At 35.8% G+C, this 26,773-nt stretch carries 23 protein-coding genes; 13 read left to right on the top strand and 10 right to left on the bottom strand.

Features of this window, described 5'->3' with window-relative positions:
* Positions 1-41 precede the first annotated feature (41 nt).
* The 3 genes from KO02_RS13425 to KO02_RS24395 form a co-directional block, all read right to left on the bottom strand.
* Positions 42-1,724 (bottom strand): RagB/SusD family nutrient uptake outer membrane protein, encoded by a 1,683-nt coding sequence (locus KO02_RS13425; protein WP_038699050.1) that lies wholly within the window; start codon positions 1,722-1,724, stop codon positions 42-44.
* A gap of 10 nt (positions 1,725-1,734) precedes the next feature.
* On the bottom strand, positions 1,735-4,713 hold the full coding sequence (locus tag KO02_RS13420) for a SusC/RagA family TonB-linked outer membrane protein (protein WP_051959944.1): 2,979 nt from the start codon (positions 4,711-4,713) through the stop codon (positions 1,735-1,737).
* A gap of 391 nt (positions 4,714-5,104) precedes the next feature.
* Complete coding sequence (locus tag KO02_RS24395) at positions 5,105-5,374, bottom strand: DUF2809 domain-containing protein (protein WP_410528217.1); 270 nt, start codon at positions 5,372-5,374, stop codon at positions 5,105-5,107.
* Between KO02_RS24395 and KO02_RS24135 the strand changes: the two genes are divergently transcribed.
* Positions 5,289-5,471, top strand: coding sequence for a hypothetical protein (locus KO02_RS24135; protein WP_038699048.1), 183 nt, complete (start codon positions 5,289-5,291; stop codon positions 5,469-5,471). The genes KO02_RS24395 and KO02_RS24135 overlap by 86 nt on opposite strands.
* A gap of 109 nt (positions 5,472-5,580) precedes the next feature.
* On the opposite strand, the gene KO02_RS13410 is transcribed toward KO02_RS24135, so the two are convergent.
* Entirely contained in the window at positions 5,581-6,945 is a 1,365-nt protein-coding gene (locus KO02_RS13410) for an aldehyde dehydrogenase (RefSeq protein ID WP_038699046.1), read from the bottom strand.
* A 340-nt stretch (positions 6,946-7,285) separates the two neighbouring features.
* On the opposite strand from KO02_RS13410, the gene KO02_RS13405 reads away from it, so the two are divergent.
* Positions 7,286-7,639 carry a lipocalin family protein gene (locus KO02_RS13405; protein WP_038702701.1) on the top strand — a complete coding sequence of 118 codons (354 nt, stop codon included), beginning with the start codon at positions 7,286-7,288 and terminating at the stop codon, positions 7,637-7,639.
* A gap of 330 nt (positions 7,640-7,969) precedes the next feature.
* Positions 7,970-8,212 (top strand): hypothetical protein, encoded by a 243-nt coding sequence (locus KO02_RS13400; RefSeq protein ID WP_038699044.1) that lies wholly within the window; start codon positions 7,970-7,972, stop codon positions 8,210-8,212.
* A 360-nt stretch (positions 8,213-8,572) separates the two neighbouring features.
* Here the strand turns inward: KO02_RS13400 and KO02_RS13395 are convergent, their stop codons facing one another.
* Positions 8,573-8,926, bottom strand: a complete 354-nt coding sequence (locus KO02_RS13395) for a bleomycin resistance protein (protein ID WP_038702699.1) — start codon at positions 8,924-8,926, stop codon at positions 8,573-8,575.
* A gap of 300 nt (positions 8,927-9,226) precedes the next feature.
* Between KO02_RS13395 and KO02_RS13390 the strand changes: the two genes are divergently transcribed.
* From KO02_RS13390 to KO02_RS13380, 3 genes are all read left to right on the top strand, one after another.
* Positions 9,227-10,102 (top strand): AraC family transcriptional regulator, encoded by an 876-nt coding sequence (locus KO02_RS13390; protein WP_200878552.1) that lies wholly within the window; start codon positions 9,227-9,229, stop codon positions 10,100-10,102.
* Between the two features lie 63 nt (positions 10,103-10,165).
* On the top strand, positions 10,166-11,329 hold the full coding sequence (locus KO02_RS13385) for an iron-containing alcohol dehydrogenase (RefSeq protein ID WP_038699040.1): 1,164 nt from the start codon (positions 10,166-10,168) through the stop codon (positions 11,327-11,329).
* Positions 11,330-11,803: 474 nt separating this feature from the next.
* Positions 11,804-12,244 carry an SRPBCC domain-containing protein gene (locus KO02_RS13380; RefSeq protein WP_038699038.1) on the top strand — a complete coding sequence of 147 codons (441 nt, stop codon included), beginning with the start codon at positions 11,804-11,806 and terminating at the stop codon, positions 12,242-12,244.
* A gap of 168 nt (positions 12,245-12,412) precedes the next feature.
* Here the strand turns inward: KO02_RS13380 and KO02_RS13375 are convergent, their stop codons facing one another.
* Entirely contained in the window at positions 12,413-13,534 is a 1,122-nt protein-coding gene (locus KO02_RS13375) for a glycoside hydrolase family protein (protein ID WP_200878551.1), read from the bottom strand.
* A 706-nt stretch (positions 13,535-14,240) separates the two neighbouring features.
* Between KO02_RS13375 and KO02_RS13365 the strand changes: the two genes are divergently transcribed.
* The gene (locus KO02_RS13365; RefSeq protein ID WP_038699035.1) at positions 14,241-14,927 is read left to right on the top strand and encodes an aspartyl protease family protein; all 687 of its coding nucleotides are present in this window, start codon (positions 14,241-14,243) and stop codon (positions 14,925-14,927) included.
* 520 nt (positions 14,928-15,447) lie between these two features.
* A complete protein-coding gene (locus tag KO02_RS13360) occupies positions 15,448-16,026 on the top strand; it encodes a hypothetical protein (RefSeq protein ID WP_038699033.1) in 579 nt (192 codons plus the stop codon).
* Positions 16,027-16,137: 111 nt separating this feature from the next.
* Here the strand turns inward: KO02_RS13360 and KO02_RS13355 are convergent, their stop codons facing one another.
* Positions 16,138-16,416 carry a hypothetical protein gene (locus KO02_RS13355; protein WP_038699031.1) on the bottom strand — a complete coding sequence of 93 codons (279 nt, stop codon included), beginning with the start codon at positions 16,414-16,416 and terminating at the stop codon, positions 16,138-16,140.
* 338 nt (positions 16,417-16,754) lie between these two features.
* Here KO02_RS13355 and KO02_RS13350 point away from each other — a divergent pair, with 338 nt between their 5' ends.
* The 5 genes from KO02_RS13350 to KO02_RS13330 all read left to right on the top strand — a co-directional run bounded on the left by KO02_RS13350 (position 16,755) and on the right by KO02_RS13330 (position 25,090).
* Positions 16,755-17,339: an RNA polymerase sigma factor gene (locus tag KO02_RS13350; RefSeq protein WP_038699029.1), complete on the top strand. Its 585-nt coding sequence runs from the start codon at positions 16,755-16,757 to the stop codon at positions 17,337-17,339.
* A 55-nt stretch (positions 17,340-17,394) separates the two neighbouring features.
* Entirely contained in the window at positions 17,395-18,609 is a 1,215-nt protein-coding gene (locus KO02_RS13345; protein WP_051959943.1) for a FecR family protein, read from the top strand.
* A 183-nt stretch (positions 18,610-18,792) separates the two neighbouring features.
* Entirely contained in the window at positions 18,793-22,317 is a 3,525-nt protein-coding gene (locus KO02_RS13340; protein ID WP_158500296.1) for a TonB-dependent receptor, read from the top strand.
* A gap of 20 nt (positions 22,318-22,337) precedes the next feature.
* Complete coding sequence (locus KO02_RS13335) at positions 22,338-24,098, top strand: RagB/SusD family nutrient uptake outer membrane protein (protein ID WP_051959941.1); 1,761 nt, start codon at positions 22,338-22,340, stop codon at positions 24,096-24,098.
* Between the two features lie 107 nt (positions 24,099-24,205).
* A complete protein-coding gene (locus KO02_RS13330) occupies positions 24,206-25,090 on the top strand; it encodes an endonuclease/exonuclease/phosphatase family protein (RefSeq protein WP_081918384.1) in 885 nt (294 codons plus the stop codon).
* A 137-nt stretch (positions 25,091-25,227) separates the two neighbouring features.
* Here the strand turns inward: KO02_RS13330 and KO02_RS13325 are convergent, their stop codons facing one another.
* The 3 genes from KO02_RS13325 to KO02_RS13310 form a co-directional block, all read right to left on the bottom strand.
* Positions 25,228-25,518: a hypothetical protein gene (locus tag KO02_RS13325; RefSeq protein WP_038699027.1), complete on the bottom strand. Its 291-nt coding sequence runs from the start codon at positions 25,516-25,518 to the stop codon at positions 25,228-25,230.
* A gap of 240 nt (positions 25,519-25,758) precedes the next feature.
* A complete protein-coding gene (locus tag KO02_RS13315) occupies positions 25,759-26,226 on the bottom strand; it encodes a hypothetical protein (protein WP_038699023.1) in 468 nt (155 codons plus the stop codon).
* An 18-nt stretch (positions 26,227-26,244) separates the two neighbouring features.
* Positions 26,245-26,760 (bottom strand): hypothetical protein, encoded by a 516-nt coding sequence (locus tag KO02_RS13310; RefSeq protein ID WP_038699021.1) that lies wholly within the window; start codon positions 26,758-26,760, stop codon positions 26,245-26,247.
* Positions 26,761-26,773: the final 13 nt, after the last annotated feature.

The following is a 26,773-nucleotide window of genomic DNA, read 5'->3' as shown; positions in this document are numbered from 1 at the left end:
ATTAAGGGCTTTATTTGCTAAAATTATTGCTTATTAGGTTGTTAATAACCTGGATTTTGTTCTAAGCTATTATTGCCAGAGATAGCTGAATTAGGAACCGGAAAGCGGTTCAAATGATTGGCATTCGACGCGTTGTGATCCCACCAATTTTCGGTAGTAAATGCTTTCCATCGAATGAGATCTGTTCTTCTGCGTCCTTCTCCTAAAAATTCGATACTCCATTCATCAAGGATACGATATTTATCTAAGTTCGTACTTGTAAGCGGATTCGGATCTGTTGTATCCTTGAAATTTCTTTTTCTAACCTCATTATATAATGCTGCAGCTTTTACTTTGTCGCCTACACGAAATTCACACTCAGCAAGCATATAGTAAATTTCGGCTAATCTTATCGCTGGCATATCTGCACCCCATCTTAAGGTATTGTTGGCTAAGTTTGGGATAGGAACCTTAACAAGTCGAATGCCCGTATTTTCTTCACCTTCAGACATTTTGGAGGGTAGTTGAGCAATAGAGCTGTATTTTTTCCCTATACCCACTTCTGAGAAACGTGCCACCTGATCCACAAAAACCAATGGTTGCTTATCATATTCTTCGCCTCCAAGAATCGCTTTTCCAGTCGGGGATAGGTGAAGGCCGACAATAAACATTCCTTCATAATTCTCAGCTCCTAAGTAATGATAAGGGGCCTTTCGCAAGTCTCCATTATCAAATGTTTCGTAGGGAGAACCCAATTTGAAATCACTGCTATATAGGGTTCCATCCGGTTTTTTAGAAGGGCTAAGATGGCCGCCATTATCACCTCCCATATCCTGATTAAAATATTCCCGAGAATTATAATGATAAAAATTAGAGTAAAACCAGTTATACTCCAGCATTTTAAATTCTGATGGCATTGACCATATGATTTCAGGTGAAAGATTATTATTGAATCCATGAACGCCATTCCATGTAGGGTCAAGTTCGTAATCGCCATATTCTTTATTGATGATAGCTTGACTGATTTTTCTACTCTCTTCATACATCGGTTTTCCGATATAAGACTCCGCATTGAAATACAATTGTGCCAACATAGCTGCAACAGCTGCTTTTCTGATTGCACCTTCTTCTTTGTCACCAGCTTTTTTTGATGGTATGATGTCTATTGCTTGTTTAAGCAATTTCTCGATATGTAAAAAAAGCTCTTGATCTGTATTCCTAGGGAGAGATTCTTGATCCAGAGATTCAAAAATTGGCATTCCTCCAAAATAATCAAGACCTCTTAAATAGAAATAAGCTATTAATGCATCCAATTGGGCTAAATCCGCAGCTTGCTTCTCTGCGGTCAGTGCAAATTTGGTATAGTCAAGTTTTGATAGATCATTTTTTGCATCAAGAGCCAGAGCAATCCCCATCAGGGTACCTCTCCAACTTTCCGAAATCCAACCGTCATCTGCTGTCCATTTATGATAGTGATAGCGTTCATTTTCACCGCCATTATACCAATGTCTACCCTTTGTACTGATTGCAAAATTGTCCGCTGTATATTCCTGTAACCGCCATCTATCTTCTCCAAGATACCATTTTGCATGTGTAAAAGGTCTGAAAAGGGCGGCCTTGATATCTTTCTCACTTTTGTAAAAGGTTTCCGGAGTTACCGAACTATAAAATTCTTGATCCAACTTAGTACAACCTTGGAGTAATAGACCAGCGGTTAATGTTAATATCGATATGTATTTTTTCATGCTTTTCTTTTTAAAAGTTTACTTGTAGTCCCATCATAAAAGTTCTGGTTTTTGGATAGGCATTCCTTTCTTCAAAACCTGGTTCGAGTCCATTGATATTGACCTCCGGATCTAAACCTGTATAATTTGTGAATACAAAAAGATCTCTAGCGGTCGCATAAAGGCGAAGTGCCTTTATTGGTTTGATTTTATTGGCATTAAAAGAATAACCGAAACTCAGGGCATCTACTTTTAGAAAGGTTCCTTTTTCCAACCAATAATCACTTAATTCTTTCTCTCCTTTAATATCTTTATGTTTGTCAAAAGCCTCTGATAGCACATTTTGAGATTTCACATTTGGTAAACTGTAATACATATTGATCATATTGAAGACATCATGTCCAATCCAACTGCGCATGTAGATACTGGCATCCCAGTTTTTATAGGTGAACTGATTGTTCCAAGAAAGCTGAAGTTTTGGTATAGCATTGCCCACAAACGATTTGTCTGCTTGTGTTTTACTTTGTTCCCGCACATCAAAAGCCTGACCATCCTTATCATACAGTTTCCAGTACCCATCTTCAGTAAAACCGGCAAATTTCCAAATATAAAAGCGACCGATATCTTCGCCAGGGTACAACCTTACAGCTGTTCCTGGAGATCCTGGTGCAGGAAACCCTTTTTTATCGATAAATGTTTGATTGCCCCAAAGTGAGTTGAGTGTACTCTTATTGTGAGATGCAACAATTCCTGTAGTGTAGGTAAAGGTTTCATTTGAAACGGCTTTATAATTCAGTTCAAATTCGTAACCGGTATTTTGCATGCTACCCACATTCATGATTGTTTTGTCATGAATTGCTGGCGGTTGAGAAACACTGATTTCGTAAATCAGATCATCTATCTTCCGTTTATACATATCAAAGCGACCACTTACTTTATTATTCAAGATTGAAAAGTCCAGACCTAAGTTATACTCTTTTTTTACCTCCCATTTAATATCAGCATTTTGATTGTGCATCACTCCGTAAGTCCTAAACCATTTGTCATCTTGCAAAAACCAGGTGTCGGCACTGTACATACGGCGGGCTACCTTAGCATCAAAGCCTTCATTACCTGTTTCGCCATAGCCAGCTCTCAATTTTAGGTCGTTTATAAACGAGACATCTTTTAAGAATGATTCCTGCGATATGCGCCATCCTGCTGATAGACCAGGGAAAAATCCCCATCTATTTTTGGGGTCAAATTTACTAGACCCCTCATATCGTGCTGTTGCGGTAAGTATGTAGCGATCCAAGTAAGAGTAGTTTATACGACCAAAGAAAGCAGCTAATTTTACCCATGGGTTTTTCCATGAGCCCATACCAGCTCTACCAGCTACAAGATAACTACCCGTTTCCATGTCATTCTCTTTGATTCCATCTACTGGGAAGTCAGAATTTTTAGCAGAAAAACCTTGCCCATTAAAATCTTGATAACTATAACCAACTACGGCATTGACACTGTGGTCGTCCCAGCGTTTATTATAATTCAATGTCCATTCAAATACACGGTCAATATATTTATTGTTATATTGCTCTGCATACCCATCTACATTATTTTCTCGCGAAATACGATGTTGTGAAGAACGGTAAAAGCTGCCGTGTTCTGAGTTACTTTTTATTCCAATAGTAGCACTTGTATTTAAATGTTCGCTTAGATTAAGTTTCAAAGTGCTATTTGCCAAGAGGTATTTAAATTGTTTAACATCAGACCTTAGTTTAGCTTCGGCAACTGGATTCCAGGTGTCATACCCACCAACCAATACGTTGTATCCACTTACATCATTGATATCGTAAGGAGTTTCTGTAGGATTTAGCACCATAGCCATATTAAAGATATCATTATTGTTAAAAATATCATTATTGCTGCTAAAGGCCTTCGCTTCATTGTAACTCACATTTGAATTGAGTTCAGCAAATCCGTTAAAGAATTTAAATGAAGAGTTGATACGTCCTCCAATTTCTTCCCGTTTTGAGGTAATAGCCATCCCCGTCGCATCTCTTTTCGTAAATGTTGCATAAATACTAGCGGTTTCAGATCCTCCATTGATATTGACGACCTGTCTGTGGCTAAAAGGGTTGTCGTTAGTGACTTCATCATACCAATCCGTTTTGTGTCCGAGGTCTTTTCCCAATCCATGCTCCAGGAATTTTTGTGCAGAAAGAACCTTTGGTTTTTTGCGAATCGTTTCCATAAAATACTCAGAAGTAAAAGTGACCTGTGCGTTTCCTACTTGGGGTCTTTTTGTCGTGATCAGAATAACACCACCTGATGCTCTTGTTCCGTAAATAGCTGCAGCTGAAGCGTCTCGAAGTACGTTGATTGATTCGATGTCTTCCTTAGCTACAGAATTGATATCTCCTCCAGGGACACCATCGATGACGACCAAGGGACCTTGAGAAGCTTTCACCGAGTTGACACCCCGCAGCTGCAATGATATTCCAGCATTTGGATCCGTACCATTGGTGGAAACAACACTTAAGCCGGGGACTTTCCCCTGTATAGCGAGTAAGGGCGAAGCAGAACCCGCAATCATATCTTTTTGTTTGATTGTCGACACAGCACTGGTAAGTTCTTTTTTATCAATGGTACCATATCCCACTACAACTGCCTCTTCTAGATTTTGGGACATATCCTCCATTTTTATTAGCAGGTTTGGTTCACCGTTATAGTGAACTTCTTGTGTCATAAATCCAATCATCCTAATTAAGATGATATCATTTTTTTTGACATTGGTTAGTTTGAAATTTCCAGTTTGATCTGTGGCTGTACTCTGCGCGGTACCTTTTACATGCACTGTTGCACCTGCTAATGGAGTACCGGTTTGGTTCGTAATTTTACCATTAAGTGTTGACTGGACGACGTTGCTATAAATGGCAACAGGCGAAGCAAGTGCTGTTATTGCATAAAAATTTGTGCTGAATAGCAATAATTTGGTAACTACTTTAAAATTATTGATTTTAAAATTCATAGGCTTAAAGGTTTACAATAGGTTTTATCGATTATAATAGCATGAAACTATTACTTTTAAGTATTACTAACGAAGGCATTTATACAGTTGGTAAATGGCAGAAACTGCCTATGCCGTCGGCGAAACAAATAGTTAACAGTTCTCATAATTAGTTTGGTAGTTTTATTTAAGTTGATAATTTTTTAAAACTTTAACATGATGATGAGACAATTTGATCATCTTTTGAGACGATTTGTAGGATTGTTTCCTATTTAGCAATGGGAGAGATGCTATTGTACAGTTTTATAATACATAAGGTCTAAAATCAAAGAAATAGAAAATTATTCTAAGAATGCCTTTGAGTAGTATAGATGGAGGATAGGTTGATCAGAAATGTAAAGGCAAAATTTAGCTATTCATGTTCTTTATAGGAACGAGCTGTAAAACAAGCCTTGTCACATAAATATGCTATAGAAGCACCAAACATATAGGCTAGTAGATCGGACCATAAGAATCCTTGCCCAAATAATAAACGTAAGAGTGAATGACTTCTTATATAAATAAAAAAAGGAGTTTGGATTAACTGTAGACATTCAATGAAAAAACAAAATGTAACCGCCAAGATGAGCGAAAATGATTTAGAACGTTTAAAAAATAGAAATCGACAGAGCCAATATGCCATAACAGCATATAGCATGTCACCTGTAATGGCAGGAATAAATGGTATCTTTCTTATCACTAAACCCAATATTATTGTAGTTATGGCGAGAACGAGATAAGTAGTTTTAGTGTTTTTCATACTTCTAAAAATTTTTAATAACCCGTATCGGAAATATATGGAAAATTGGAGGCTTTAGGATTATCTACGTAGTATTTAAGTGATTTTTTTCACAAGACCTTTTTTATCCACTTTAATTTGTTTTCTGTATATGGCGGATATTTAAGATTTGGTTCACCCCAATTCGCCTTTTTTAACACAGATTTTTGATGCGTAAAACAACGAAAACCTGCTTCTCCATGATAATTACCTGTACCTGAATTTCCAACACCGCCAAATGGAAGATACTCACTAGCTACATGCATGATGGTATCGTTGATACACCCTCCTCCAAAAGTTAAGATGTTCAGAAAAGTATCCTTTTCTTTCGCATCATTACTAAAGAGGTATGCAGAAAGCGGTTTTTCTTTGTCATTGATTGTTTCTAAGACCTGACGAAAGTCGTTGTAAGTTAATACAGGTAGGAGAGGACCAAATATTTCATCTTGCATCACGGTATCGTCCCATGTTACGTCAGACATGATTGTGGGTGCAAAATGCAGCTTTTCAGGATTGTGTTCACCATTTTTGTAATATACTTTATCAGCATTCATCATTTTCTCCAGACGATTGTAGTTGTGTTGGTCGATGATACTCACATAATGATCAGCACCATCATTGTATGGAATCTTTTCGAGTATTTCTTTGATTATCTGTAAAACATTGGTTTTAATCGATTCGTGGACATATAGGTAATCTGGGGCGATACATGTTTGGCCCGCGTTGAGAAATTTACCCCAAACCAATCGCTTGATTGCAACCTTCAGATTTGCTGAAGGTGTTAGGATAGCCGGCGATTTCCCCCCTAGTTCCAAAGTAACGGGACATAACTGTTTTGCCGCCGCTTCATAAACGATTTTGCCTACCTTAGGACTTCCTGTGAAAAAGATCTTATCATATGCGAGTGCTAATAATGCAGTCGTTTCAGGTATCGCTCCAGTAACGACATGAAGGTATTCTTTTGGAAAATTTGTATTGATAAGCTTCTCCATGAGATACATGGTATGCATAGGAAGTTCGCTTGGTTTGATAATAGCGGTATTTCCTCCGGCAATGGCACTCACCAAAGGTGTTAAGGTCAATTGATAAGGGTAGTTCCATGCACTGATAATCAGGACCGTGCCGAGCGGGTCATGGTAGATATAGCTTTGCCCAGGGATATTTGTCAAATTTGTACGCACGCGTTTTGGTTTTGCTATACGCTTGAGATTTTTAAGATAATAATCTATCTCAGCATAGATGATGCTCAGTTCATTGGTATAGGTCTCAAAACGTGATTTTCTGAAGTCTTTGTAAATAGCATCGTAAAATAACTCTTCGTTTGATTGGATAAGGTTTTTCAAGAACTTGAGTTGTTCTTTTCTGAATGCAATGGATCGTGTTGCTCCTGAATGGTAGAATCGCTTTTGTGCTTGTCGTATGTTTTGATAATTCATATCCCTGTTATTTTGGATGCGATAAATTCTAATGTGTTGGACTTTTAAAATGCTAAATCGCAGAAAATCCTTACACAGTTAGATATTAACTATGGACCTAAAAATAAGGATAGTTTATTGTAATTCTATTTAATTATTGTTTTATGATGCACTGTAAAGTCCAAACGTGCTGTCTTTTTTTTACATACAATTTTCTAATTCATTTAGTTGGGTTATTAAAGAACGATTTCTCCCGGATCTTGCAGCAAGATTTAATTTATTTTTTGGTTCAGTTTTTGAAGTCATGCAAATCGTGAAAGAGGAGAGATCTTGTCAGTTGATTCATACTAAATTTTCAAATATGAAGAGTAACATTGTTTTTAAGGGAATAATTGGATTGCTGTTTTCAACAGCACTGTTTGCTTGTAATACTGTAAGTATCGAAGGGAATTGGGTAGAACCTATTCCAGGGATGGAAGAGTCTATGCAAGGGGTAAGTTTAAAAAAGGGAGGTATGGCTAATTCCATTAACATGGCGACTCTTGAATATTCAACGTGGGAGAAAACAGGTGATAAGTTGATTCTATCAGGTAAAAGCATAGGTAATCATCAAACCAGTGCATTTTCAGATACTTTAACCATTCAAGAATTAACGCAAGAAAAATTAATATTAAAAAAAGGCAATCAAATTATTAAGTATACCAAGGAGAAGTAGTAAAGGTTTTTCTGCAACGGTAAAAGCTACATCATATACCTATCAGGTTGCTGGCTAATAAGATAGGGTTATAACAATAAGAGGAGCAGAAGAAAAACCTGAAGGTTCCGTTAGGACGTAGGTCTTATGCTGAATTTTGTGAAAAACTTAAGCGCTTATTTATTGATTAATTTGAAACGTTAAGCTACTCATAGTAGAGTTTTATAAAATCTAACCACGAATAAGAAGGTAGGGTAGTGCACTAATTATCAGTTGTTTTATCATTATCTTTAGCTATAATGGTTTAAAATGCTTTTACTCTTTGTATCTTTGAGAGATAAAATTAATAACATGCCAAAAGAAACAAAAAAAGGACTCTATCGAGGGATAATAGAAAGAGATGCAAAAGGTAATTACTTCTGTGGTCCTTATTTATTGGATTATAAATTAACAGAAGCTAATTTTAGATTAGGCGATAAAGTTAGCATCAAAAAATTAATTGCGAATACAAGTGAGCTAAGTGTTCGCGATTATCCGCAAAAATCAGTTAAATTCTCATTAGCTGGTGAAGACGAAGAAGAGGAAGAAAATTAATTGATACTGGTCTGAGTTCGATCCTCGAACTTAGACCAGTGTTTACTTCTTCAACTTTAGTCTGCCCTGTTATAATCTTTTATTATTCCTATACATACACCCTGTTTTCTTGTTGATTTCACCCTCTTTCCTAATGAGGCATATTCTTCAATAAAATCTTGCTATTTGAAGTATTTGGGACAGAAATATTGGCATTGAGAATAATAAATGATAGTAAAAATTGTTATCTTAATTATTTTGTTAGTGTAAATATGCTCATATATAACTATGTTGAATTTATATTGGAATGTTAGAAATACGTATATTCTAAATCTCGAGACACAGCCATAAAAGATGATTTTTTCCTTGATGTATGAATTTTTAAATAATTGATTCTCCAAAAGTCAATAGATTGTTGTTGGGGTCGAGTAAGGAAAATTCCTTTTGCCCCCATGGTTTTGTTGCTAAATGACCATTGGGGTGAATTGAAACACCATTAGCTAAGAGTGATTTGTATAGACTTTCGATGTCATTTGTTCTGATATACACTTGTCCATAATTTTCTTTCAGATTAAGGTTTTTGAATTCAAAAAAATGGATTTCAATATTGTCTTTGTAAATGATCAAGTAATGGTCGTAATCGTCAGATAGTTGAAAACCTAATAATTTTTGGTAATAGGATTTTGTTACCGCTCTATCGCGCATGGGTAACTTTGGACTTATTTGTGTTAGCATAATCATAAAAGTTATGTAAGTAGAATATTGCTGGGGTATTTAAAAAATTATTGAATAGTGCATTTAAATTCCTATCTAATATAGGATTAATGCTTTGTTATTTAGAGCTCAAACAGGTATGAATCAAAGTAAATGATCCGTGATGAAGGCCTCCTAATTAATGGAGTTGATGTCTTTTTTAATTTAAACCACTAACTGACGTATTTATCGATCAAATATTGAGGTTAAACTTTTACGTCCAAGTGTTATTTGTTTTTTTAGATTTACCTTTTAATTCTATAAGAAACAAAAGAGCGTATTTTGAAGAAGTTGAAGATAAAAGAGAATATTCAAAAAAAGGAAGACAAGGATTTATCTTTCCGGGTTTTTGATCTTACTGCAGAAAATTTGCTTCAATATACAACACCCCATAAGAAGGACCATTTCTGTATTCTTGTCATGGAAGATGGTAGTCTGCAGATTCGTATTGAAGATAAAATACATAAGCTTAAAGCAGGTAAGATAACAGTTGTATTTCCTGAGCAGGTAAGTTTAGTCTCCGACTTTAGCAAAAATTTAAAGGGGAAAATAATTCTTTTTGAAGAAATATTATTCTGTTCCGATATTTTGAAGAATGAGTTGAGCACCTATAATGTTAATCTATCTACACAATTGAATTGTACTATCCTTTCGGTAGAAGATTTTCAACAAAGTTTGGGTACGATTAAAACCATTCAAGGAATTTATCAGCATCCAAGCCTGGTTAAAAAGGAGCAAGCTAGATTCCATATTAAGATTTTTCTGCTCGGCTTAATTGAGTCTGTACACGGTTTACACCCGATTTTGTATAAAGAAACCCTCGATAAGCCCATTTATATCCGATTTAAAAAACTTTTGAATCAGCATTATAAACAGAACAGAACTGTTCAGTATTATGCAGAACAATTAATGGTTACTCCAAAACGATTAAATGCAATTACGAAAAGACACTGTGGCGAAACAGCGATCCAATCCATCCATCATAGAATCTTAATGGAGATTAAAAGGCAGTTGATGTTCTCTGAACTATCGCATAAAGAGATTGCTTTTGACCTTGGCTTTAATTCTCCATCGGCATTAAATAAGTTTGTAAAATCCAAATTAAAAGAAACACCAACTCAACTTCAGCAGGAACTGTCGCAAATGTATAACGGATAGTCTCGTTTGTATAACGGCGAAGATGTATATAGGCATACTTTTGTGTAATAAAATAACAGAGAAATGAGTAAATTATTTATTGCAGGAGAAGTTTTCCATGGCGCTGGGAGTCTAGAAGAACTGAAGAACATAAAGGGTAAGAAAGCAGTAGTTGTTACTGGTGGTAGCTCGATGAGAAATAGTGGAACATTGGACAGAGCAGTTGCTTTTCTTGCCGAAGCAGGAATAGAAGTTAGTATCTTCGAAGGTGTCGAGGAAGATCCTTCATCTACAACATGTTTAAAAGGAGCTGAACAGATTCAAGCTTTCGGACCTGATTGGATCATTGGATTGGGTGGTTGTTCAGCAATTGATGCAGCTAAGATCATGTGGGTTTTTTATGAGTATCCAGATATTGATTTTGATACCATTACGAAACCCTTTACGGTTCCAGTTTTAAGAAATAAAGCTAAATTTATTGCTATTCCTTCTACAAGTGGTACGGGGACGGAGACCACAGGGTTAGCCGTAATCACCGATAGAGAAAAAGGAGTGAAGTATCCTATTGTTTCTTACGAGCTTACGCCAGACATTGCTATCGTAGATGGGGAAATCTGTGCTTCAATGCCAGCGCATGTAACGTCAAATACTGGCCTTGATGTGTTGACACATTGTGTAGAGGCCTATGTGTCAAATATTGAAAACAATTATGCAGATGCACTTTCAAAAGGTGGCCTTGAGCTTGTTTTTGATAACCTGAAAGAGGTAGTGAAAAATCCAAATAATATTAAAGCACGTCAAAATATGCATGATGCATCATTTATGGCTGGCTTAGCATTTAACAATGCGTGGTTAGGTATTGTACATTCGTTATCTCATCAAGTAGGTGCATTGTATGGTATTCCTCATGGGGCATCCAATGCAATTTTTCTTCCGAATGTAATCCGCTACAATGCTCAGGTAACCAACCGTTATCCCGATTTGGCCAAAGTAATTGGTAAAGAAACTGCCGAAGATCTTGCTCAGGAAATTGAAATATTACGTTCGGAGGTGAATAACAAATCTTCCATCAAAGAATTTGGAATTTCAAAGGAAGTTTGGGAGAAAAATTTGGACTTTATTGCGAATAATGCACTGATAGATCCTTGTACAGGTTTCAATCCTCGCGTCCCTACATTAGACGAGTTGAAGTCTATTTACAACGCTTGCTATGAGGGTGTTGTGTTCTCTGAAGAAGTTGTGAAATAAATGTTATTCAGTTTGACCTAACGATTCATATTGGTTTGCATATGGTCAAGACGGAATTAAAAAAGAACAGGAAATCAATATGATTTCCTGTTCTTTTTTAAACAAGTTTGCATACAATTGTTTCAAGTTGAATACATCTATATCTACGTACCGAAATTATTAGTGCTATTCATCGATAAAAAGAATAGATCTAGCAAATCTCGCCAGCCCCATATGCTGATATCCTATCCGTGTACAGTAAACAGGGGAGGGTTTAATCCTAGCATGAGTCTGTTTTAACCAAATTGTATAATAATGGGAGGTATTTTAGCTATAGAAACAAAGCAAATAAGTCCAGTTAAAAAATGATGTCAGTTAAATGTTTTGTAGCGCTTTGTACTTTAAGATTTAATTGCGAAATTTATAAAGCTAACGACGAATATATAGATATCTAAAATAAAGCTAGCAAAATTACTTTTCTTAAAATAGCGCAAGATGAAAAAATTAGAATTCAGTATCGTTATTAATGCCAATCCCGAAAAAGTTTGGCAAATTATCATAGGCAAAGATTCTTACGGGAAATGGACTGCACCATTTGCTGCGGGTTCAAGTGTCGAAACGGATTGGAAAAAAGGCAGCAAAGCCTTATTTCATGATGGTACAGGAAATGGTATGGTATCAGAGATTGTTGAAAGTATTCCAGGGAAATTTCTTTCCATTCATCATTTAGGAGAAGTTAAAGATGGGGTCGAAGATCCTACAACCTATAAAGGTGAGCAGTGGGGAGATGCATTGGAAAATTACACCTTAAAGGAGGTGGGTGATACAACGGTTTGGCTGGTTAATATGGATATGAATGACCAATATGTGTCATATATGGAAGACACTTGGCCGCTGGCAATGGCTAAAGTAAAAGAGATGGCTGAAGAAACTTAAATTTCACGCACAAAATAATGATAATTAATTTTAAAAAAAAGAGTTCGCAATTTGCCGAACTCTTTTTCATTTGTATGAGTCTAAGTGACCGATAAACCTTCTGTAGAACCTGAGAGCACACTTGGGTGACCTATACTGTCGAAAACAGTGGAAAGCTGAACTAATCTTTTATTCTTTAAGAGGAATGACCATATTCCATGTTTTATCAAATTGATAGGGACCACTTCCTGATCCTGTGGCGGCAAAAAGGTGTGTAGCTTTTCCATTTTCAAATAATAGAAAAGGACGCTCAAAATTAGCTTGGATAGTAGTTGATCCATCATCCCAAAGAATCTTTTTGGAATATGCTTTTACCTGATCAGCTAAGCGCCAAGAGACACCGTCGGTTGAAAAAGCATGTATACCACCGCCTTCTTCTCCACAAATATGTCCAAATCGATCTTTCATAATCAACTCATATTCTTTACCATTCCACCATACGAATGGGTCTTCCACATCATTATCATGCTTCTCTTTGGTGTGGAACGAGAAAATAGGATTGTCGGACAGCCTTTCAAAGGGCCCTTTGAAACTGGAGGCTTTTGCTGCACCCAATAATAAGGGGGGATCGTAGTTAAAGGGCGATGATTTATAAAGTAAATAGACGGATCCGTCGGGTAATACGACAGGAGAGGGGTTGGACGTGATAGAGGCATCCCACTTACCTTTCCTGGGATTTAGCATGGGCTGGTCCGCACGGATCCATGGCCCTTTGATGGATTTGGAATAGGCCATTCCGATGCGCTTGTTCATCCAGGCTTCTTTAGCTAATCCTGTGGCCCAAACATCTTCATCATATGCTGGCTGCGGATGATCATAGGTATTGCCGAAATAATAAAGTACATAATAGCCATCTGCCTTGACAATCCGGGGGTTATGAGTGGTAAGTCCATCAAAGAATTGACGTCCACGTGCTGGTAATACAACTTCAACAAAATGATAAGGCCCTTCAGGTCGGTCAGAAACTGCCCGTACAACCTGTGAATTAGTAGCCCAATTACCGAATCCATATTTTTTGCTCCATGCTGATGCAAACATATGATAACGACCATCTTCGCCTTTGATTACCGATGGATCCCATACCCAATGGTCGTCCATGGAAAATCCTCCTAATTTTGGAGCTGGTAATAGTTTATCGATAAAAGCTCCCTTATCTTCTTGCAATGTCGTGAGTGAAGCTGATATCAATAGGGGGGTCGAAGTAGCAACCGCTAAGGTTTTTAAGAAATTTCTTCTTGAAAATGCTTGCATGTGTATTAAATTTATGGATTGGTTATTAATGCATATAAATTTATATAATATTTTGCTAAATCGATATAATTATTTTAAAAGTGGTATATTTTATACAGACCATTCAATTGAAACCATATTACTGAGTGAAAATCATAGTGTGCACAGTGTTTTACAACCTTCCTCACTGAATGATGTTTTTGTAAATACAGTTAGTGTTAAGAAGGAAGCTACCGATTTTCCTAGTTTGGTGCAATACGTTCATTACGATATCCAATTAACTGGAATGAGCAATACTAGATCACTGAACTCACTTAATTTCGATTAGTATCCGTCATTTGCGTAGACTATAACTTAAAAATTATGTAAAACTACGAATTCGAGGTATCCGATTGTTCAAAATATACGGTTCTATGTATTTTAGTAATACCGCGCTATCCTTAATTTTGATTAGATTATAAGTCATTATATTTAATCTATAAATTTTTTATTATATTTATATATCTAAATATAAGGCTTTAACAGTTTGTAAAGAAGGGAACAATTTTAATTATCTATAGTAAATAAATCTTATTGTGCTTGATTACTCCGAAGGCTAATAAATACTAAAGAGGGCGAAGCTATCTCCAAAATTTAAACATTAATTCAATTTTTATTTGAGCTAACGTATTCCAATTATCAGCCGTTAGGCAAAACAAAACATTAATAGTAATTTAAAAAGGCGGCAATGAAAAAAAAGATTGTTACAATAATTGGACTTATTATACTTTTATTTTTTTCTACAAAAATGAATGCACAGATTCCTTTCGAAATCAACAAAAGCGGACATATTATCATTAAAGCTAAAATAAATGATGTAGAAGGGAAATTTATCTTTGACACAGGGGCAGGGTTAAATGTTCTTTTTTTTAACTTTTCTCAAAAATTAAAAAATCAAAAAACAAACAATTTTTTTGTTGGGCACAGAGCCACTGGAGAACAAGTTAACCTTGACTTGTACAATGCGAAAAGTGTTAAAATCAATAATAAAGACTTTGACAATCAACAATATGCTATTATAGATCTAGAAGCAGGAGACATAGACGGTCTGATTTCATTACAACCTTTTCGAAAAACAGCAATTACTATTGATTATATCAACAATACAATCCTTTTTGATAAGTCGACAAAAAATGAAAAAAGTATCGATATTCAGGTAGGAGATTACGCAGGGAAAGCTATTGATATCTTTACCTATGTGCAACTGAACGACTCCTTGATAATCCAAACTTTATTGGATAGCGGAGCTGGGAAAAATTCATATTGGTTCAGTTCCAAATTTTTGGAACCGTTGGCATTAAATAAAGCAGATTTTAACCCCGTCCCCATTACAAGCGACTTTAATAAGCAAAATATATATTACACGGGAAACTAGCAAAATTAAATACAGTAGATAAACAACTACAACTAGAAGAGTTAGACATTGCCTTTGTTGAGGGGTTGATATATGAAGGCAAAACTAGTATAGATTGGTTAGGTAAAGTTTTGACCATAGATATTGCAAAGAAGAAAATATTTATTTCAAATTAGTAAGCATAGCATATTTTTCTATCTTGACAACTACTTAAACTGTTTTTGCATCAGCCAGTGAACCATACTTTTTACAAAACAATTTTCGCTTAAAATTTTAACCAGAATTTTATCTCCCTCTATAAACTCATAGACGCTAGCCAATTTAAATGCTAGTTATGCAATGAAGAGAAAGATTAAAATTGATAGTACATTTGAAATGAGTGTTTTTCGTATGTCGAGACGATTTTGCGGTCAACTAGGTTCCATGTTCTCAATAAAATTTTGAGGAAATCTTATGAAGCCCTCTCGAATGCAAAGCTCGTAACGACTAGCAATTAATTCGTACGTAGCACAAGCAAATAATAATTTAAATAAAAAGTAAGATGACAAAACTTCTGACACTAAAACACTGGCAACTTTTCGGACTTCTAGTGGGACTTCCAATGATTTTACAGCTCATCACAATAGGTTACATGTTGACAGGTAGCAACCTAACATTTATTTCTACCGCGTTTCCAATTCTGCTTATTTTAGTTATGGGGCTTTTTTTCGGGTGGCTATATACTCTTGGAACAAGTCTTCATAGGAAACTTCCAAAGACAGCGAAGATGAACTTGACTAAGTTTAAGATTTTTGTTTTTATTCCTCTTGTGTATATGTTATTCTTCTCCGTGTTTATGTTCGGTGGTATATTTGACATTTCTGTAGGCGAACATCCAAATCTCGCAATTTTTGTTTTAATAATTCCACTCCATTTATTCTCTATGTACTGTATTTTTTATTGCCTTTATTTTAATGCAAAAGCACTCAAGGCTGTTGAGTTTCAAAGGACTGTAACCTTTAACGATTGTGCGGGAGAGTTTTTTCTAATTTGGTTTTTTCCCATAGGGATATGGATTATTCAACCCAGAATAAATAAACTATTCGATACCAATAACACAATTAATGCAGATAGGGAATAACGAAAAAATGGAAAACCATATTATGAAGGTACAATCGTTGATTGGCACCTCGTAATCTCTGATAAAAGATGAAATCAATAGCTAGGTGCACGCTATTGATTTCATTCTTAATTATTTCAATTCTATGATTTTGTTACTTTGCGATGGTTGTTCTACTTCTTGTTCAATAGAAATAGTAAGCTTTGAAAATACTGTTAATATGGCTAATATGATAAGAGCTACAGGAAATATAATACCAATAACTATTGCCAATAGTAGTGAAATATGGATGTATACTTTTCCAATACTAGAAGTAATCTTTAATTTGGAATTTTTTAGCGAATCAAATGCTCTTTGAAAAACATTTGTGATTGTTTTGCTATTGATTTCGAAGTTTGTTTTAGTTTTCATGTTAAATCAATTTATGTATTTGTTTATGATTCAAAAGTAGTACTATATATTTTCAGCGATTATTGAAAATAGGTGGACGAGGAGAGAAACTCGGTAAACGATCATTTTTGCACGGTCAGTAAGCGTATATATAGAGATGATTATAAATAGTATCCCATGTAATGGAGTCCCCTGGGTATCTCTTTACATGGAATAATATAAATGGTAATTTCGAATGCAAAATAAATGACAATTTGGGATGTAATGATATAATTTCATTTTGATATAACCTTATATTTATATAGATTTAATATCAGTTTCGTTACTTTAACCAAAAATAACCCAAGAGTCATATTATAATGGATGTGAAAGGAATTTCGTGTAGTTTAGATGAGTTTAATCGCTTTAAATTAGGAGATGAACGTGCTTTCTATAAGATTTTCGAATATTACAAGCCCATCTTATTCCAAAGATTATGTAGACTTTGTCCTTCCCATATTGATGCTGAAGAGATATTACAGGAAGTCTTTATTCAACTCTTTGTCAAGCGTCATGATATACCAGATGTTCAAGCAATTTATCCTTTTCTATTTATCGTTGCAAAAAGAATGGCTATTTCTGCATTTAGAAAAGAAGTCGTTCGTCAACGGTTTCAATTAACTCAGTACTCGCAATGGGACGAAGCACATGATCAGTTGGGAAAACAGATTGAAGATAAGGATTTGATTGTGTTTTTAGATACTATAGTTAATCAATTGCCCGCGCAACAGCAGCTTATTTTTCGGATGAGTAAGATTGATGAACTCAGTTATTCTGAGATATCAGATAAAATCGGGATTTCAAAAAATACGGTACGGAATCACCTTGTTGCTGCTTATCATTTTGTCCGTTTAAGGCTAGAAAATATCTTATTTTTTATATTTTTTATAAAAAACATCTTTTGACTAGTCCATCTTTCATTTTAGTGCGATTAATATCATAGCGTACAATAAATACAAGATGTCCAAAGTAGAAGCTTATAAAAAACTTATCCGTCAATTCTATGCAGGGTCCCTTGAAGGAACTGCGAAGGAAAATTTTGCCAAGTATTTTGAAGATCCAGAGTTTTTGGAAGCTTGGGAACAGCTGATGGAAGAAGAATTGGATGAGAATACTTCTTTTAAAGAACCCGATTCAGCTTTTTTATTTTTCAAAATAAAAAATGATGAGCGCGTAAAAGATGTTTTAACCGATATACCAAATCATTCATCTTCCAAAATAAAAATAATTAAGAGCATAGTAGCTGCAGCAGTAATGTTATTGGTCGGAATAGTAGCTTTCCTAATTTGGAATGAGCATAATAAGACTGATAATTTAGCATATAACCAAATTGTAGATGCGGAGATGGAAGTTTTACCAGGTACAAATAAAGCCCAAATTATTTTAGAGAATGGATCACGCATTGACTTGGAAAAAATTAAAGGTGATACTGTTATCGATAATGGCGATTTTGAAATTGTAAAAACTGCAGATGGTTCCATATCTTATCGCGCAAAATATCCAAGCAATGAAGTGTCAAAATTGGTATACAATACCATTGTGACACCTGGAGGGGGGGAGTATAAATTAAATTTACCAGATGGGACAAGGGTTTGGTTAAATGCTAAGACAGTCCTTCGATATCCTGTTCAATTCAATAAACAGATCCGGGAGATTGAAATGACTGGTGAGGCCTATTTTGAAATTGCGAAACAAATTTATCAAGGAAAACGCGTACCATTTATCATCCATACGGGAGCTCAAAAATTGGAAGTACTAGGTACAGTCTTCAATTTGCAAAATTATGGACAAAATATTGTCACCACATTATTAGAGGGTAAAGTGAAATTGAACTTTAAGGATGGTAGTCAAGAAGAACAGTATTTATTACCTGACGAACAAACCACATTTAATAGTGCTGATCAGCGCGTAAAGAAAATACAAGTTGACCCTTTTTATTTTTCTGCTTGGAAAGATGGGAAATTTGCTTTTGAAAAAATAGCAATTGAAGAAGTGATGGCAACGATAAGTAGATGGTATGATGTTGAAGTTATATTTAAAGATCAATTGACCGATTTTCAATTCTCTGGAACAATTTCCAAATACGAAGATATTAATCGACTACTTCAAACTATTGAGTTGGTGGGAGGTATACATTTCCAATTAAAAGGAAGGAGAATTTATGTAATGAAATAATGACATATGTGAAAAATTTCAGGAGCGTTGCGACCGCCCCTGAAGTTTTGTCTTTTAAAAAGACAGAGGCCGAATAAATCTTAACAGTATAAAATCAATATCAACCGTATGCAAAAGTACAAAAAAAATCGGTGTGGAATGCCTATGGATTTTAGGCAAACCTTCACCATTAACCCATTGGCTATGAAATTGTCAATCGCACTGCCATTATTATTTGCCACAGCTTTACACGTGAGCGCCCTTACTTATGGTCAGGGTATAAACATGAAGAAGCAAAATGTTAAACTGGAGACGCTACTAAAAGATTTACAAAAGCAAAGTGGTTTCAATATTCTGTATAAAGAATCGCTCGTTTCCAATACAAAAAGAATAGATATCAATTATCGTAACGTACCATTTGAAACTGTACTGAAAGATATTCTAGTCAAGTATCAGATCAAATATAAGATTGTTGATAATAATGTAGTGTTGAGTAAAGCATTGCCGATGACTGCTATCTCAACTGGAATTTCAGTTCCTGTAGAACTTGTCCAACAACGTAAAATTAAGGGGAAAATTTTAGATGCAGCTGGTCAACCATTAGGTAATGTAACGGTTTCCGAAAAGGGTACGTCAAATAAAACCGGTAGTTCTGAAACCGGACAATTTGAAATTCAATTGTCAGGTAATAATGTACAATTGCAATTTTCAATTGTAGGTTTCCAACCGCAGGAAATCACTGTAAATAATCAGTCAGATTTGATTGTTTATATGAATCCTGCGATTACAGCGATGGATGAAGTTGTTGTGGTTGGTTACGGAGAGCAAAAGCGTGTCAATTTGACTGGAGCAGTTAGTCAAATATCAGGTAAAGAATTTGAGGATAGACCCGTCACCCAATTAACACAGGCATTGCAGGGAAGTATTCCAAATTTAAATATTGTATTTGGATCTGGAAAACCCGGAAACAGTGGAACTGTAAATATACGTGGTAATACCTCCATTAATGGTGGAAGTCCACTGATCCTTATCGATGGTATATTAGGTACATTAGATCGCGTAAATCCAAATGATGTGGAATCGGTGACGGTATTAAAAGATGCTTCCGCAGCTGCAGTATACGGGGCACGTGGAGCATTTGGAGTGGTGTTAGTAACCACTAAGAAGGGAGGGAAAGATGGTAAATCTACTATTGATTATAGTAATAACATCGGATTTACCAAACATGCTACTAATACAGACTTTATAACCAGTGGATATTGGAATGCCAAACTCAATGATGATGCGATGTACAATGCGTTGGGATATCGTACCACACGATACACCGATGAGGATTATGAAGAGTTATTAGCTAGAGTCAATGATAAAGTAGAAAATCCTGATCGTCCTTGGGTCGTTGTTAAAAAAGATGCAAGTGGCCAGGATATAAATCGCTATTATGGCAATTTTAATTGGTTCAATTACCTATATGATGAAACTAGACCAAAGAGTGAACATAACCTTTCGTTCTCTGGGTCTACAGGAAATACCAGATATGCACTGTCCGGATCAAAAGCTAGTGAACAGGGTATTTTTAATATTGATCCTGATCAGTTTGGGAGATATAATTTACGAGCTAATATCGCCAGTGATGTTAAAAAATGGTTGACTATAAGCAACAGTACTCACTTTTTTAAATCATCTTATGATTGGGCAGGATTGGAAAATAATTTTAGTACGGTTGCTAATAATGTCAGTAACAGTCCAACCTATCATTATCATGCCATGTATGTTCCACGCAATCCTGATGGGACATTAACAGGCTATTCAGGGATCAATAGTTATCCAATCGGTTATGGGCTGCACAATGCCCTTGAAAGTGGCAATATGAAAGGGTACACCCGCGGTACTGAGTTTACCAATATGACAGAAGCGGTTGTTAAGCTTGGCAAAGGTCTGAGTGTTACCGGTAACTATTCCTACCGTGAGTATAGATCTGATTATTCCTACAGACAGACGAAGCAATTTTACTCCAAATATCCAGGAGTAATGGAGCTGTCTTCTCTTTCGCAGTTAAATCAAGATAAACTGCGAGAAAGTATGAGTAAATATGCATGGCATTTTATCAATGTATTTGCTACTTATAAAAAAGATTTTGCGGATCATCATTTGACCGTAATGGCAGGATTCAATCAAGAAGATCGGGCCTACAAAAGAATCGGCGGAATCGGACAAGATTTACTTTCTGAAAGCTTAAATGATCTAGACTTGGTCATTGGCGAAAAACAATTTGAAGGTGGTGCGGATGAGTGGGCCATTCGAGGTGGATTTTATAGATTAAATTATGATTATTTAGGGAAATATCTGTTAGAGGTGAGCGGACGCTATGATGGTACTTCGCGTTTCCCTAAACATAGTCGTTTCGGATTTTTCCCATCTTTTTCTGCAGGTTGGCGCATCAGTGAAGAGAAATTTTTCCAACCGTTGAAAAACACCATCAATAATTTAAAAGTGCGTTATTCTTATGGATCCTTAGGAAATCAAGAAGTAAGTACCTATGCTTATATCTCATCAATGGGTACAGGTCAGATCTCATATCTTGTCAATGGGCAAAAATTGAATGTTGCCAATAATCCAGCACCTGTAGTTCCAACATTGACCTGGGAAGAGATTACCACCAGTAATCTCGGTTTGGACTTCAGTATGTTCAACAATCGGTTGGATTTTCAATCAGACATATACGTACGGCAGACAAAAGGTATGCTCAGTAGAGGGAAAACACAACCTGCAGTTTTCGGAGCAGCAGAGCCTAAAGAAAATGCTGCGGATCTCAAGACCAAAGGATTTGAAGTTTCTTTACTATGGAAAGATCAATTCGCTGTAGCGGGAAAAGCATTTCATTATTCTGTGCGCGGTATGCTATCCGATTATCAGGCTGAGATTACAAAATTTGCTAATGATGCAGGTCTGTTGAACAATTATTATACAGGGCAAAAATTAGGTGAAATATGGGGTTATAAATATGATGGATTTTTTAAATCTACTGAAGAAGCCCAAGCCTATGCTCAGACTGTCAATCAGGATCAAATTAACAGACGACGTGTACAAGCACCTACAGCAGATCTTCGGATGTTGCAGGCCGGCGATATTAAAATTTTGGATTTGAATGGAGACGGTATTATTAATGCAGGCGATAATACGTTGAACAATCCTGGAGATCGGACTATTCTCGGTAATGATCAGCCGCGTTATTCCTATGGACTCAATTTATCTGCCAACTGGAATGGAATCGATGCTTCCATCTTTCTTCAGGGAGTCGGTCGCCAAAATTGGTATCCAAATCTCGAAGCTCAAGCATTTTGGTCCGTATATGCAAGACCTTATGATTCCTTCATCCCAGCTGATTTTCAAGATAAGATTTGGTCTCCTGAAAATACTGATTCCTATTTCCCATTCTTAAGGGGCTATACTGCTCAGAATTCGGAACTATCTGTTGCCAATGATATGTATATCCAAGATATCGCTTATTTGAAACTGAGAAATCTGACTGTAGGATACACACTTCCTGTTTCTTTGACAGAGCGTGTACACATCAATAAATTGCGTGTATTTTTTAGTGGGGAAAACCTACATACCTGGACTAAGTTAGAGACAGATTACATCGATCCAGAACAAGTGATGACAGATAATACAGGAAGAAGTTATCCTGTAGGTCGAGTATTTTCATTTGGAGTACAAGTTTCATTGTAAATCGCATAACCAATTAAATAATGAAAACGAACAACACCTATATAAAATTTGCGGCATTCGCAGCAGTTCTTCTCCTAAATTCCTGTAACGATAAATATCTCGAGCGTTACCCTTTATCTGAGCTAGCTCCAGAGAATTATTTTCGTACAGCATCAGAATTACAAACCTATACCAACGCTTTTTATAGTGATCTGCCAGATGCACTAGCTATTCATTATAACAATCCTAGTCAAGGTGATGATGAGGCTCGAAATACATTAGCTGCCGAATTTCAGGGCACGCGAACTACTCCTTCTAGTGACGGAGGATGGTCTTGGACTGTCCTGCGCAAGATCAACTTTTATTTAGCTAATTCACATAAATGTCCTGACGAAGGAGCGCGTTTGCAATATGACGGAGTAGCTCGCTTTTTTAGAGCATATTTCTATTTTGACAAAATTCAGCGATTCGGCGATGTGCCTTTGTACGAAACCGTGAACGAACTAGATGATCCTGCCATGTTCAAAGCTAGAGATTCTCGGAAAGTAGTTTTTGCAAAGGTTTTAGAAGATCTCGATTATGCTATTGCAAACTGTAGCGATACGAAAAATGGACAACTTATCACCAAATGGACAGCATTGGCCTATAAGTCTAGAATGTGTCTTTTCGAAGGTACATTTCGCAAATATCATGGTTTAGGAGATTGGGAAGCCATACTGGAAGAGGGAGTAAAAGCTGCTGATGAGCTGATGAAATCTAATACCTACAGTATCTACAAAAGCAATGTGAATACGGCTTATCATGAACTTTTTATTGCAGAGGATGCCATTACTTCTGAGATAATCTTATCCAGACAGTATAATGCTGCGGTACCCTATGTGCATTCGGCCAACTTTTATATCCTGTCAGCATCTTACGGCAGACCAGGAATGGTTAAGCAATTGGTCAATAGTTACCTGATGAAGAATGGTACTCGCTTTACTGACAAGCCAAATTTTGAAAAGATAAGTTTCTATGAAGAGACGCAAAATAGGGATCCGCGCTTATCTCAGACCATTCGTACCCCTGGTTATAAAAGGATTGGTGCTACTACTACATCAGTCCCTGATTTCGCAACATCAGTCACAGGATATCAATATATCAAGTATATTCTAGCTCCTGCGTTTGATGCTGGGCAGTCGAGCAATGATATGCCCATTATCCGATATGCTGAAGTATTATTGAATTATGCTGAAGCAAAAGCTGAATTAGGAAATTTGACGCAGTCTGATATCGATAGAAGTATCAAACTACTGCGTGACCGTGTTGCGATGCCTAATCTTTTGCTAAGTGATGCGATTGCAACTCCAGACCCATATTTATTGGCAAGCTATCCTAATGTAACTAAAAGTGGACAGACAGGTGCTATATTAGAGATTCGTCGGGAACGTCGCATTGAACTGGTGAAAGAAGGTTTACGATATCAAGATCTATTACGTTGGAAGGAGGGTACAAAGGTCGCACAACCTTTCTATGGAATGTATTTTCCGGGAGCAGGGGAATATGATTTGGACCAAGATGGTAAGTTGGACTTAGTGATTTACCAAGGGACAGCACCAACAAGAAAGCCAGGTGTTCAATATCAAAAATTAGGAGAACTTGTATTAGAAAATGGGAATAATGGTGGACGTATCGTCAATTTACCAGACATTGATAAAAAATGGATAGAATCAAAAGATTATTACTATCCGATTCCTACCCAAGAACTTCAATTGAATGATAAATTGGAACAAAATGAGGGTTGGGATAAATCAGGGACATAGTTGCTGATTTATCTAGTTTTCATGAGTAAGGTCTCCGAACCTTACTCATATCTGTTTTATTAATAACAAATAAGAATGGAACCTGACGGTTCTCTAATGCTAATATTATGAAAAAAAATATATCATCTAACATGTTACTGATCCTGTTTATGGTGATCAGTGCCCAGATTTCTGTTGCACAAGAGCACTTGAAAATCGTATCCTATAATGTGCTTTATGGACTCAAAAAAGATTCAGTCAATATTGATCGATTTATCAACTTTACGAAAGATTGGAATCCTGATGTGATTGCATTTGAAGAAATGAATGGATACACTCAGAAAACATTGGAACAATTGGGTCAACAAATAAAACATGATTATGTCTTGCAATCTAAAGAAGATGGTTTTCCAGTTGCCATAACATCAATATATCCATTGGTCAATTTTCGTAAAGTCACAGAAAATATGTGGCATAGTTACATCTATGCTAAAATAAAGGGAATTCATTTTTTTGTAATCCATTTTTCACCTTTTAACTATCAAAAAAGATTAAAAGAAGTGGCCGATGTGTTGGCTCAAGCAAAGGAAATTCCTGCAAATGAACCTATTTTGATTATGGGCGATTTCAATTCGCTAGATGCATCTGATAAAGAAAATTATGATGACAAAGTTTTGGTAGGTATGCTGGGAAATGAAGTAAAACATGAACATATTCGTAATCTTAATAATGGTCAGATTGATTATAGCGTGTTAGGTAAACTAAAAGATGCAGGATTTATAGATACGTATCGTTTATTACATCAAAATTTTGAAAGTACTGTACCTACATTTAAAGATGGAAACGGTCATATTAAACAAAGTGATACAGGTGTTCCAAAACGGATTGATTTTATTTGGGCTAATGCTAGAGCTGCTAAGATGGTTGTTAAAAGTGGTGTTATAAAAAATGAATTTACCCATTATATATCGGATCATTATCCCACTTATGTCGAGTTGGATTTGATGAAATAACAAAAAGAGTAACGTAAATAAGGAATCCCGATATTAAAATATGTCGGGATTCTTTATTGTATCCAAACTGGTCTACTTTCAGTACAAGATTGATTCATTTTTAATCTATTCGTTTCTATGAAATAGACAGGTCAGATCTACGCAGTACCGCTTCTTCTAGCAATTTCTTTCGCTTCGTCCCAGCAACCTGCACAAAGTATTTTGTAATCGCATGCCAAGAACCATTGCTCTTGTTCTGCGTCATTTGTAACTCTTGCTAATTTTCCTTCGCATTCATTGCACCATGCATCAGGTCGGCCAAGATCACCATCATTATATTCATGAAACCCTACCTGAGATTGATTTAATAAGCTATGAGCTAAATGTGTGCAAAGTAATCCAACCGCTGGTTCGCCATGAATGCTACAGACTGTTTTTTTATTATCCATAAGGTATTTATTATTAAATGATCTGTAATGCAATACAAAAAATGAATAAGGCTAATAACAGAACGATGAAGCCGGAAATAAAGAAAGAGCGTACATAGTAGGATCCATTTCTCTCTATTTTATTAATCAGATGATAGATCCAAACGATGAGCGTATATAGTATCCCTACGCCTAGAAATAGGAAAAATGCAAGTTGTAAGAGGGCCCCTTCTAGGTTTAAAGTAGCTGCTGATATCATGTTTATTTTTTAAACGTTAATTTACCAATTTGATATCCAATTAAAGGAATAATAAGAGAACAGATTATAATGCATACAACTGATGCAGATTCATTAACTGTGGTTTCTATAAATTCGATAAATGGGAATAAATATAAATTGATTCCATATTGAAAAAGAACAATTAAAACAGTACCACCACCTTGGCTACCACCAAGAATATTAAATTTGGCTCCAAGAATTTCTAACGCATATATACTGGCGATTCCTAAAATAAGATTTAAAATAAAGACCCAAAAGATGGATAATATTCGTCTCCCTTTTTTAGCATTTAAATAGCCTCCGAATCCAAAAAATAAGATAAGCAATGTAGAAATTAGATATTGTATGCCTTTATTATATTCAAAAGAAATGATGAATATACTGAACACTATATTCAACAAATAAAAGCAGATTACATAGTTGTAGGAAATCTTTTTTATGCTATTCATATCTTTTTTAATAAAATTCTAGCATCCGCCAATAATTTTTTCAGACAGCAATCGTTTTTTTGGGATTTTGCTACCAGTACGTTGATTTAATCTTTCTTCGTGCAACTCAATCTTAATTACTTTAATTCCATTCGGAATTTTGAATTTTTCTTCTTTCGTATAATTGTAGCCCATGACATTGTTACCTTCTTTTCCAGGCGGGTGTTTAACCATTACAATATGTTTGAGGATCAGTTGGTCTTCGATAATTTCCTTTTCTAAACGAATTGTTTTTATTTGAGAAATAGACATACCCCCAGAACTAATATTTCCCTGCAATTGATATTTTAATTCAGTACCTTTTTGATGGACAATATTTATTTGGGGCTCTAAAATGTCTATAATAGGAACTCGCTGTCTATAGCGTATATAAGCTCCTTTTTCTGTTTGTTTACAAGCAGAAATGTACTTTGTCAAAATTGTTTCCACTTTCAATTTGTTCTGTCCAAAACAGTTCATAATGGGAAGCAGTAAGAGTATATAAAGTAATTTCATGACCAATGCATCT

This window comes from Sphingobacterium sp. ML3W, assembly GCF_000747525.1.
Taxonomy (GTDB): Bacteria; Bacteroidota; Bacteroidia; order Sphingobacteriales; family Sphingobacteriaceae; genus Sphingobacterium.
The sequence above is the reverse complement of the archived record's forward strand: the minus strand, read 5'-3'. Positions and strand labels throughout refer to the sequence as shown.

Bases quoted from the DNA above. Each gene is read 5' to 3' on its own strand.
- KO02_RS13425 (WP_038699050.1), bottom strand. From the start codon at position 1,724: ATGAAAAAATACATATCGATATTAACATTAACCGCTGGTCTATTACTC.
- KO02_RS13420 (WP_051959944.1), bottom strand. From the start codon at position 4,713: ATGAATTTTAAAATCAATAATTTTAAAGTAGTTACCAAATTATTGCTA.
- KO02_RS24135 (WP_038699048.1), top strand. From the start codon at position 5,289: ATGAAAAAACAAAATGTAACCGCCAAGATGAGCGAAAATGATTTAGAA.
- KO02_RS24395 (WP_410528217.1), bottom strand. From the start codon at position 5,374: ATGGCATATTGGCTCTGTCGATTTCTATTTTTTAAACGTTCTAAATCA.
- KO02_RS13410 (WP_038699046.1), bottom strand. From the start codon at position 6,945: ATGAATTATCAAAACATACGACAAGCACAAAAGCGATTCTACCATTCA.
- KO02_RS13405 (WP_038702701.1), top strand. From the start codon at position 7,286: ATGAAGAGTAACATTGTTTTTAAGGGAATAATTGGATTGCTGTTTTCA.
- KO02_RS13400 (WP_038699044.1), top strand. From the start codon at position 7,970: ATGCCAAAAGAAACAAAAAAAGGACTCTATCGAGGGATAATAGAAAGA.
- KO02_RS13395 (WP_038702699.1), bottom strand. From the start codon at position 8,926: ATGCTAACACAAATAAGTCCAAAGTTACCCATGCGCGATAGAGCGGTA.
- KO02_RS13385 (WP_038699040.1), top strand. From the start codon at position 10,166: ATGAGTAAATTATTTATTGCAGGAGAAGTTTTCCATGGCGCTGGGAGT.
- KO02_RS13380 (WP_038699038.1), top strand. From the start codon at position 11,804: ATGAAAAAATTAGAATTCAGTATCGTTATTAATGCCAATCCCGAAAAA.
- KO02_RS13375 (WP_200878551.1), bottom strand. From the start codon at position 13,534: ATGCAAGCATTTTCAAGAAGAAATTTCTTAAAAACCTTAGCGGTTGCT.
- KO02_RS13365 (WP_038699035.1), top strand. From the start codon at position 14,241: ATGAAAAAAAAGATTGTTACAATAATTGGACTTATTATACTTTTATTT.
- KO02_RS13360 (WP_038699033.1), top strand. From the start codon at position 15,448: ATGACAAAACTTCTGACACTAAAACACTGGCAACTTTTCGGACTTCTA.
- KO02_RS13355 (WP_038699031.1), bottom strand. From the start codon at position 16,416: ATGAAAACTAAAACAAACTTCGAAATCAATAGCAAAACAATCACAAAT.
- KO02_RS13350 (WP_038699029.1), top strand. From the start codon at position 16,755: ATGGATGTGAAAGGAATTTCGTGTAGTTTAGATGAGTTTAATCGCTTT.
- KO02_RS13345 (WP_051959943.1), top strand. From the start codon at position 17,395: ATGTCCAAAGTAGAAGCTTATAAAAAACTTATCCGTCAATTCTATGCA.
- KO02_RS13340 (WP_158500296.1), top strand. From the start codon at position 18,793: ATGAAATTGTCAATCGCACTGCCATTATTATTTGCCACAGCTTTACAC.
- KO02_RS13335 (WP_051959941.1), top strand. From the start codon at position 22,338: ATGAAAACGAACAACACCTATATAAAATTTGCGGCATTCGCAGCAGTT.
- KO02_RS13330 (WP_081918384.1), top strand. From the start codon at position 24,206: ATGAAAAAAAATATATCATCTAACATGTTACTGATCCTGTTTATGGTG.
- KO02_RS13325 (WP_038699027.1), bottom strand. From the start codon at position 25,518: ATGGATAATAAAAAAACAGTCTGTAGCATTCATGGCGAACCAGCGGTT.
- KO02_RS13315 (WP_038699023.1), bottom strand. From the start codon at position 26,226: ATGAATAGCATAAAAAAGATTTCCTACAACTATGTAATCTGCTTTTAT.
- KO02_RS13310 (WP_038699021.1), bottom strand. From the start codon at position 26,760: ATGAAATTACTTTATATACTCTTACTGCTTCCCATTATGAACTGTTTT.